Origin of the sequence: Clostridium sp. AF02-29 (assembly GCF_934835585.1) — a bacterium.
In the GTDB taxonomy this organism is placed as follows: domain Bacteria; phylum Bacillota; class Clostridia; order Lachnospirales; family Lachnospiraceae; genus Otoolea; species Otoolea fessa.
Window position 1 is genome coordinate 1 of the sequence record NZ_CAKVZK010000055.1, and the last position, 9,171, is coordinate 9,171.

8 protein-coding genes are annotated in these 9,171 nt (G+C 49.5%); all 8 read left to right on the forward strand.

The window, feature by feature from the left end; translation table 11 throughout:
* Positions 1 to 436: 436 nt before the first annotated feature.
* The 8 genes from dapF (PUQ60_RS10950) (at position 437) to rlmD (ending at position 8,899) form a co-directional block, all read left to right on the forward strand.
* Complete coding sequence (gene dapF / locus PUQ60_RS10950; RefSeq protein WP_022358537.1) at positions 437 to 1,297, forward strand: diaminopimelate epimerase; 861 nt, start codon at positions 437 to 439, stop codon at positions 1,295 to 1,297.
* A 220-nt stretch (positions 1,298 to 1,517) separates the two neighbouring features.
* Entirely contained in the window at positions 1,518 to 2,837 is a 1,320-nt protein-coding gene (locus PUQ60_RS10955; protein WP_022358538.1) for a glutamine synthetase family protein, read from the forward strand.
* Positions 2,838 to 2,868: 31 nt separating this feature from the next.
* Complete coding sequence (locus tag PUQ60_RS10960; protein WP_273381160.1) at positions 2,869 to 3,423, forward strand: ANTAR domain-containing protein; 555 nt, start codon at positions 2,869 to 2,871, stop codon at positions 3,421 to 3,423.
* 46 nt (positions 3,424 to 3,469) lie between these two features.
* The gene (dapF, locus tag PUQ60_RS10965) at positions 3,470 to 4,270 is read left to right on the forward strand and encodes a diaminopimelate epimerase (protein ID WP_273381158.1); all 801 of its coding nucleotides are present in this window, start codon (positions 3,470 to 3,472) and stop codon (positions 4,268 to 4,270) included.
* A gap of 72 nt (positions 4,271 to 4,342) precedes the next feature.
* Complete coding sequence (locus PUQ60_RS10970; RefSeq protein ID WP_273381156.1) at positions 4,343 to 5,143, forward strand: N-acetylmuramoyl-L-alanine amidase; 801 nt, start codon at positions 4,343 to 4,345, stop codon at positions 5,141 to 5,143.
* Between the two features lie 170 nt (positions 5,144 to 5,313).
* Positions 5,314 to 5,946 (forward strand): cytidylate kinase-like family protein, encoded by a 633-nt coding sequence (locus PUQ60_RS10975; protein ID WP_022358543.1) that lies wholly within the window; start codon positions 5,314 to 5,316, stop codon positions 5,944 to 5,946.
* A 131-nt stretch (positions 5,947 to 6,077) separates the two neighbouring features.
* Positions 6,078 to 7,460: an MATE family efflux transporter gene (locus PUQ60_RS10980; protein WP_273381155.1), complete on the forward strand. Its 1,383-nt coding sequence runs from the start codon at positions 6,078 to 6,080 to the stop codon at positions 7,458 to 7,460.
* A gap of 32 nt (positions 7,461 to 7,492) precedes the next feature.
* The gene (gene rlmD, locus PUQ60_RS10985; protein ID WP_273381154.1) at positions 7,493 to 8,899 is read left to right on the forward strand and encodes a 23S rRNA (uracil(1939)-C(5))-methyltransferase RlmD; all 1,407 of its coding nucleotides are present in this window, start codon (positions 7,493 to 7,495) and stop codon (positions 8,897 to 8,899) included.
* The last annotated feature ends 272 nt before the right edge of the window (positions 8,900 to 9,171 follow it).

Consider the following 9,171-nt stretch of genomic DNA (forward strand, 5'->3'; position numbering starts at 1 on the left):
ACCCATGTTTTCGTACGGTCAGCGCAGTAAATGCGCAGACCTACTGAACAGTTATCTTATTTCATATTATATAGCATTATATGCAATATTTAAAGCATGATTCTTCTATTAAAAGCTGCTATATTTTCCTAAAATTAAAATTAAAGAAAGCATAGATGGAATATTATGAAAATGCAGACATATTCAAAACATAAATGGATATGCATGATAAAGTGATTTCAAAAACGGAAGTAGAATAGAAATCATTGATGAAAGGTAACTGTTCAGTAGGTCTGCGCATTTACTGCGCTGACCGTACGAAAACATGGGTCAGCAGGCAAAAATCCCATTGCCGTAGGCAATTTTTAATGGATTTTTGCGCGTGACTGTGAAGGTACTGAACAGTTACGATGAAAGATTTTTATGGTATTGATTAAAAGGGGCAGGAGGTATCGCGATGAAACAGGTTGTGCTTGAAAAATATCACTGTATGGGAAATGATTACCTGGTGTTTGATCCAAATAAGAATGATCTGGAATTGAATGCGGAGAATATCAAGAAGATGTGCAGCCGCCATTTTGGCATCGGCGCGGATGGAATTCTGGCGGGTCCATATCTGGGGGAGAATGATTTTTATGTACGCATCTACAACGCGGACGGCAGCGAGGCGGAGAAGAGCGGCAACGGCATGGGTATTTTTGCAAAATATCTGCGGGACGCGGGATATGTGCAGAAAACGACGATCTCCTGGAAAACGCTGGGAGGCGAGGAGACAGTCTTTTATCTCAACGAGGATGCGACCCGTGTGAAAATTTCGATGGGACATCCGACGTTCTGGAGCGATGAGATTCCGGTGACCGGCGAGCGGCGGGAGATGGTAAACCAGACGATGGTATTTGGAAAGATTCCGTATGTCACGACTTGTCTTTCAATGGGAAATCCGCACTGTGTTATCTGGATGAATGAGATTTCGAAGGAAATGGTGTGCCGGATCGGCGAGCATTCGGAAACATCCGAATATTTCCCGGAAAAGGTCAATACGCAGATTTTAAATGTTCTTGACCGGACGAATATCCAGATCGAGATCTACGAGAGAGGCGTTGGATATACGCTGGCGTCCGGAAGCTGCGCCTGCGCGGCGGCGAGTGCGGCATACCGCCTGGGACTTGCCGATCCGCATATGTACGTCCATATGCCGGGTGGCACGCTGGAAGTGGAAATCAAGGAGGACGGCATGGTTTACATGGTCGGCGAGGTCGGCTATGTGGGACATATCCAGTTGGGAAATGAATTGAGCGAACAGCTGCGGATTAAATAAAAAAGTATTTGACAGAAAAATATCGGACTGCTATATTTTATTTATAAAAATTGTGAAAAGAATGACAGGGGCATTCTCACACAGCAAAACGATCATAAACGTATGCTTGAAATTTTGGGGGCTGTATAGGCAGGAAAATTCTGGGCGTATATGAAAAGAGGGCGAGGGGGCTGACTGGAAACAGAGACAGCTGCCTCGTTTTTTATAGGAGGAAATGTCGATGGGAGAGAATACGAACCGATCCGAACCTTTTTTTGATGAAGATGTTGATTTGGTAAAGCTGCAGTTTACCGATATTTTTGGACAGTGCAAAATGGTCCAGATGACGCGGAGGCAGGCGGAAAAAGCGATGAAAGAGGGGTATGCAATCAACCGGTTTGCGCTCGGCGGCTTACAGAAAGCTGGGATCGAGGGCGCGGCGGCGCCGGAGTATCTGACGGACCAGAGCGAGAGTGTGGAATTGTACTTGAAGCCGGATGCATCAACGTATCAGGTTCTTCCGTGGGATTCCGGGCAGGAAAATGTAGCGCGCGTGATCTGCCAGGTCTGCAATGCGGATGGGACGCCGTCCTGGACGGATTCGCGTCATATTTTACAGGAAACGGTAAAACGTGCCGAGAAGATGGGACTGGACTTTGATTTTGATTTCCAGTGTGAGTTTTATTTGTTTCACACGGATGATGATGGGAGACCGACGACGGTGACGCATGAGGTTGCCGGGTATTATGACGCGGGGCCGATCGATCTGGCAGAGGGCGTCCGCCGGGACATGGTTCTGAGCCTGGAGGAAGCAGGATTTGCGGTCGAGAGCACGCATCATGGTCTGACTGCCGGACAGCACAGCTTCGTCCTTCCGGCGCGCCGGGGCATTGAGGCAGCAGATTATTTACAAACGTTCAAGGCGGCGGTCAAACGGATTGCGAAACGCCATGGTCTGCATGCGACTTTTATGCCGAAGCCAAACATGAGCGGCGACGGCTCGGGGCTTCATGTGGGCGTGTCGATCTCTTCCAGACGGGGCGCCGAGGCGATGGCGCAGGCGAAGCAGTTTGCGGCAGGCGTGCTTAAAAATCTGAGCGATATGATGATTTTTACGAATCCGACCGTCAATTCATACAAACGTCTGGCGGCGGAGCGGAGCACGGTGTTCCAGCCGGAGTTCCCGGCGGCTGTGTGGGAAAAAGGAAGTGAAAAGGCAGTTCATGTGAAGGAAGACCGGAACGGACGTATTTCCGTGGAAGTGCAGTTTCCGGATCCGTCTGCGAACCCGTATCTGGCGCTGACGGCGATTCTGGCAGCAGGACTGGAAGGAATCGAGAAGGCGCTGGTGCTGGATGAAGAAGCGGGCGATGAGGATGCGCCGCGGTTCCCGGAGACATTGGGGATATTGCTCCAGAAGCTGGATCAGAATGAATTTGCACACCGTGTATTTGGGGAAAAGTTCTGCCGGATGTACGGCGAGGGCAAGAAAGAGGAGTGGGAACGCTTCTGTGCCTATGTGACGGATTGGGAAACAGCGGAATATCTGTATCGTTGTTAGGGGGTACGAAATCGCAGTGAGGTGAGACCACGTGGGAAACATCATAGTAGCATTTTCGAAGCCGCAGGACGGACGAAATATTAGAAATATACTCGTAAAACATGGAATACAGGTCACAGCCTCCTGCACATCGGGCGCGCAGGTTTTATCGTTAACCGATGATTTGCGAAGCGGGATTGTGGTGAGCGGCTACCGGTTTGGTGATATGACCTGCCGGCAGCTTGCCGACCAGCTGCCGCCGGGATTTGATTTGCTTCTCATTGCTTCCCCGAGCCGGTGGAGCGGCGAAGCGATGGGAAGGATTGTCTGCCTGCCGGCGCCGTTTAAAATGGGAGATTTAGTTTCGACGGTCCGCATGATTGAGCAGACGCAGGCGGAAAAAAGACGGCGGATGCGCCGCCAGCCGCCGCAGAAGCGCAGGGAAGAGGATCAGAAAGCGATCGACACCGCAAAGGCTATTTTGATGGAGCGGAACCGGATGACGGAGCCGGAGGCGCACAAATATCTGCAGAAATGCAGCATGGACAGCCAGGTCAGCCTTATTGAGGCGGCACAAATGGTAATCAGTCTTTACAAAATGGCGTAAGATCCTTTACAATAGGATCAAAAAGGCAGAAGGAGCAGCAAAAACGATGAAATTTACAAAAATGCAGGGACTTGGCAATGATTATGTCTATGTCAACTGTTTTGAAGAAACGGTAAATGATCCGGAGAAGCTGGCGATTGCCGTCAGTGACCGCCATTTTGGAATTGGTTCCGACGGATTGATTCTGATTACCCCATCCGAGGTGGCAGACTGCCGCATGGATATGTACAATCTGGACGGTTCCCGCGGCGCGATGTGCGGCAACGGCATCCGCTGTGTGGGAAAATATGCGTATGACCACCATATCGTGGACAAGCCGCAGATTTCTGTTGAGACATTGTCCGGGATTAAATATCTGGATATGAAGGTCGAAAATGGCAAAGTAACGGCGGTCACCGTCGATATGGGCGAGCCGGAGCAGACTTCCGAGCTTCCGGAGCAGATCGAGGTAGATGGAATTGAATACGAATTTACCGGAATTTCCATGGGAAATCCGCACGCCGTTCTGTTTATGGATGAGATCGATTCCCTGGAACTGGAGACGATCGGACCGAAATTCGAGTTCCATAAGCGTTTCCCGGACCGTACCAACACCGAGTTTGTCAAGGTCATTGACCGCACACACGTAAAAATGCGTGTCTGGGAGCGCGGATCCGGCGAAACGATGGCATGTGGAACGGGTGCCTGCGCGGTTGCCGTTGCATCCATTCTGGCAGGGCATACGGAGGATGAGGTTGAGGTCGAGCTGCTGGGCGGCTGCCTGCAGATCCGCTGGGACCGCGAGAAAAACCGTGTGTTCATGACTGGACCGGCGGTGGAAGTGTTTAGCGGGGAGTATGAGGAATAATTAAACAGGAAACTTTGGGACTTCTTTCACATATGGTAGTAGTACAACGATATGTGAGAGGAGTCTTTTCTTTTGGAAGAAAAAAAGAAAGTGATGATAGATGCCGGGCACGGCGGAACGAAAGATCCGGGAGCAGTATTTGAGGATCGGATGGAAAAGGACGATACCCTGCGTCTGGCGCTGGCAGTAGGGAGGATTCTCGAGGAAAATGGGGTGAATGCCGTCTACACGCGGTCAACGGACGTCTATGACACGCCCTACCAGAAAGCAGAGATGGGAAATGAGGCGGGAGTGGACTATTTTGTTTCCCTGCACCGCAATGCGGCGAGTGAGCCGGGAAAAGGTTCGGGCGTCATGACGCTGGTGTACAAGACAGGCAGGGAATCAGAACAGCTGGCGGATTCAATCCAGAGAGAGCTGGCGCGCACCGGATATGTGGATCTCGGCGTGATCGAGCGCCCGGATTTGATTGTGCTGCGGAAAACGCAGATGCCGGCGGTTCTGGTTGAAGCCGGATTTATCGACAATCCGGAGGATAACAAGCGGTTTGATGCGCAGTTTGACGAAATTGCGGCGGCGGTTGCATCTGGGATTCTAAATGTAATCGATGACGACATGGATCGCCGTCCGGTGGAAGAGAGCGACTATTATTACCAGATCCAGACGGGGGCGTACCGCATCCGATCGCTGGCAGAGCAGCAGTTAGAAGAACTGCGCCGTATGGGATTCCCTGCATTTCTGGTGTACGATGGGACGTATTTCAAGCTTCGGGTCGGTGCGTTTAAAAATCTCGACAACGCTGTGCGGATGGAACGGGAACTGCGGAAGGCGGGATTTCCGACGGTGCTTTTGTATGAGAGGGAGGTGAAGTAGGGGAGAAAAGCTGAAAAACAGGCGCTATCTGAAAATAAGAATAGAATGCCGTATTTGATTGATTTTTACTGTGTTTTTTGTAAAAATGAATGGAAAAAATCCTCTCATTATGGTATGCTGAAGATAGAAAGCAACAAGCATTTTCTTGTAGATAAAGGGAGGGGTTTGGTATGTCAGAGAAGAAAAAAATTATCATCACGATTGCGAGGCAGTATGGAAGCGGCGGTGCGGATACGGGCAAAAAGTTGGCGGAAGATCTGGGGATCAGTTTTTATGATAAGAACATTCTCCGTATGAACTCAGATGAGAGCGGTATCAAAGAGAGCTATTTCCATCTGGCAGACGAGAAGGCGGGCAACCGGCTTTTATACAAGATTATCAATACATTGACACCGGAAAAGGGCGCACCGTCGTTCGGTTCCGATCTCATTTCAGCCGACAATCTGTTTCGCTTCCAGTCGGAAGTGATCCGGAAGCTGGCGGCGGAGGAATCCTGCGTCATCATCGGCCGATGCGCGGATTATGTGTTGGACGGCACCGAGGGACTGATTCGCGTGTTCCTCTACGCGGATATCAAGGTGCGCGAGGAGCGCGTGCGTGAGCGGAATCTCTACGCGGACAAAGATGTCCTCAAAAATATCCACCGGATCGACCGGGAACGCCGCGATTATAATCGTTATTATGCAGGGCGCGACTGGGAGAAGCCGGAGAATTACGACCTTTTGATTAATACGACGCAGATTGGTGTGGACGGGGCGGTTCAGTTGATTAAGGATTATTTAAAAATGAGGGGGCTTTTGTAAGGTAAAAAGAATGACTTCCACTTGCAATTCAATATAGTATCGTGTAAAATGGCACATGCAGCCGGGCGAATACGAGAGTGTTTGGACGGCTGTATGTGCTGTTTTGCTATTATTACAAGTAAGGGGAAAATATGAAATATCAAAATGATATTGACAAAATGAATACGAACCGGAATTTATTTCTGATGTCGCTGCCGATCTTCGTGGAGCTGTTATTGCAGCTTTTGGTCGGAAACGTTGATCAGATGATGGTAAGCCGGGTATCGCAGCCCTCGGTGGCAGCGATTGTCAATGCGAACCAGATCATGAACCTGGTAATTATCGTGCTGAGCATGGCATCGACGGCGGTTACCGTGATTTTGTCTCAGTATCTGGGCGCGCAGGATGAAAAAAATGCATCCCGGACCTGCATGGTCTCGATCGTGCTGATCGGCGGCGTCAGTCTTGCGGCAACGATCCTGGTTTTTGCCGGGCACACGCCGCTTTACCGGGCGATCCATGTGCCGGAGGAGGTTTTTGATGAGGCGTCGCTGTATCTGCTGATTGTCGGCGCATTTATTCTGGTGCAGGGATTTTATCTGACCTTCTCAGCGATGATCCGCGCATTTGCTATGGTAAAGGAAGTCATGATTATATCAGTTATCATGAATGCCATGAATATTGTGGGAAATGCGATTTTAATCAACGGCTGGTTCGGAATGCCGCAGCTTGGGGCGGTCGGAGCGGCGATCTCGACGGATATCAGTAAGTTAGTTGGTCTGGCATTGATGATCAGAATGTTTTTCAAGAGCCGCCGCGTCAAAATGGGAATGAGTTATCTGCGTCCATTTCCGGTGCAGATTTTAAAAAATCTCTGCCTATTGGCAATTCCGACGGGGGTCGAAAGTTTTTCGTACAATCTCTCCCAGATGATAATTCTGGGAATTGTTAATTCCTTTGGCACGCTGGTTACTGTAACCAAGGGATACTGTACGATTTTTGCCAATATTGATTATGTTTATGCGATGGCGATCGCGACGGCAACCCAGATTGTGCTGGGCTACCTGATCGGAGCGCGCCGTCTGAATGATATACAGAAACGAGTGAATGCGACACTGAAGGTTGCGATTGCGGCGTGTGTCGGGATGGCGGTGCTGATGTGCCTGGGAGGTAAATACATTTTCCTGATTTTCACAGACAACCCGGAGATCATTGCGCTTGGACGGCGGATTCTGGTGATTGAGATTGTGCTGGAGATCGGGCGCGCGGTCAACATTGTTATGACCAAATGCCTGATTGCGGTCGGCGATGTCCTGACCCCGACCACGGTCGGAATCACCTTCCAGTGGGTCGTAGCTGCCGCCGGCTCCTGGTTGCTCGGCAGCAAGCTCGGCTGGGGGCTGGAAGGCGTCTGGATTGCAATGGCAGCCGATGAATGCGTGCGCGGACTCATTTACGCGGTGCATTTTAAGAAAGAACGTTGGAAGAAGAATTTTAAGGGCGTGAAGACGGAAGCAGAGTTGGGAGAGGCGTAGAAGATAAGCGAAGAAAGAAAGTGTGAGAAAAAATGAAAGAAACAGGATGGAAAAAGACAGCAGGGAATGGTTCTGATGGAAAAAGAACGGAAGGAAAGAAATCGTTTGGCCGGGGGGAGAAAACAACTGGATTTTCCAAGAATAGTGCAAAAGTGGGAGTCAATGGGGAAAAACAGGGAAAATCTGCTCGTAAAGTGTCTGGAGTTGAGGATAAATGGGGCACACATGGGGACAGGAAACGAAATGTAGGGGAAAAAGATGGTCAGAAAACGGTTCGTGGTGGACAGCGTGGAAAAACAAAATGTCCGATTTACCGTGAGTGCGGTGGCTGTCAGTATCTCCATTTAACCTATGATCAGCAGTTAAAAGAAAAACAGAAGCGCATGGAAGAACTGCTGGGCGGTGTTTGTCCGGTTCGTCCGATCATTGGAATGGAAGAGCCGTATCATTACCGCAATAAAGTTCATGCGGTATTTGGATTGGATCGGAAAAATAATCCGATTTCTGGCATTTACAAAGAGGGGACACATCGGATTCTTCCGGTGGATTCCTGTCTGATTGAGGATCAGAAAGCAGACGAGATCATCGTGACGATCCGGAGTATGCTTCGTTCGTTCAAGATCCGTGTTTTTGATGAGGACACCGGATACGGTCTGCTGCGTCATGTATTGATTCGCCGCGGCTTCACAACCGGCGAGATTCTGGTCGTTTTGGTGACAGCATCTCCAGTATTCCCGTCGAAGAACAATTTCGTCAAGGCGCTTCGTGAAAAGCACCCGGAGATTACAACCATTGTTCAGAATATCAATGGAAGAAACACCAGTATGGTACTGGGGGACAAAGAACATGTATTGTATGGAAAAGGATATATCGAAGATGAACTCTGCGGACTCCGGTTCCGTATTTCGTCCCGTTCCTTCTATCAGATTAACTCAGTTCAGACTGAGAAGCTGTACGGAAAAGCGATGGAACTGGCAGAACTTACAGGCAAGGAGACGGTGCTGGATGCTTATTGCGGCATTGGTACCATCGGACTTATCGCCAGCAAACACGCGGGCAAGGTGATCGGTGTAGAGTTAAATCAGGATGCAGTGCGGGATGCAGTGCAGAATGCGAAGAAGAACGGCATCACCAATGCACAGTTCTTCTGCAATGACGCCGGACGGTTCATGTCTCATATGGCAGCCAGAGGCGAGAGTGCAGATGTGGTATTTATGGACCCGCCGAGAAGCGGAAGTACCGAGGAATTTATCGATTCGGTAGCACTTATGCAGCCGAAACGGGTGGTATACATCTCCTGCGGTCCGGATACACTGGCCAGAGATTTGAGAATGTTTGCAAAGCACGGATATAAGGCCAAAGAAGCATGGCCGGTGGATCTTTTTGGCTGGACGGAGCATGTGGAGACGGTGTGCCTTCTGTCAAGAAAAGCCCAATAAATCAAAGGATTTCGCCATTTTTGGAGTAAAATAGATGTGTGTTTCTGTTTCCGTAGAGTGATGATATAATCGGAGATTTACCCCAGGGGATAGGCTTTGGAGAACGGGAAATATACATTTTGGCGAAAGGATACTTTTTCGCAAAAGCGGTTTTGTTAAAGGAGCGTATGATGAAGGAAATTAAACAGTTCGCAACCCAATTTCGAAGAGCGATTGATTTGGCTTTGGAAGCAGGGGAGTTTGATAACGACAGCATATATCGCAGATTTCCA